This window comes from Campylobacter sp. IFREMER_LSEM_CL2256 (assembly GCF_025771645.1).
GTDB lineage: Bacteria > Campylobacterota > Campylobacteria > Campylobacterales > Campylobacteraceae > Campylobacter_D.
Genome location: NZ_JAKMQQ010000035.1, coordinates 1 through 529, shown reverse-complemented (window position 1 = coordinate 529; position 529 = coordinate 1). Strand labels below are relative to the sequence as shown.

Below are 529 nucleotides of genomic sequence, written 5' to 3'. Positions count from 1 at the left end.
TAGATGATAGCACTATAACTTCTATCGAAAACACAGAAACAGGTAAAACTAACTTAGACTTAAAAAATAATTCTATAGTAGATTTAGTTATTAATAATGGTGAAATGGAAATTACTAGAGATGATAGTAGTTTAATTAAAGCCTTTGGTAATAATGGTAATGTTAAAAGTGTATTTGAGAATGATGGAGTAATGACTGCTGTTAATAATAGTGAAAATGCTATTATGGAGCAAGGTCTAAGCAATAGTGGTGCCATAGATGCACTTAACAACGCAGGAACCATTGCAAGTATTACTAACACCTTTAATAATAAAACCAAAGATGCTAAAGAAAATAAAGGTTATATAGGTGTTATTACTAATACAGGTACTATAGGTAAAGAAGCTTCTCCTTTAGCTACTCAAGATATCACTTATGGTATTAACAACAGTGGTACTATAGAAAAACTTATTAATTCTTCAGGGGATTTAACTGATCCTAATGCAGGTAAAGATATACACATCTTTGGTGGTATTAATAATAGTGGCTA

The 529-nt window shown here is 30.2% G+C and carries 1 protein-coding gene; it reads left to right on the top strand.

What is annotated here, in order from left to right; genetic code table 11:
• A partial coding sequence (locus L8U00_RS07780; RefSeq protein ID WP_263709115.1) for a hypothetical protein occupies positions 1-529 on the top strand: 529 nt, incomplete at both ends.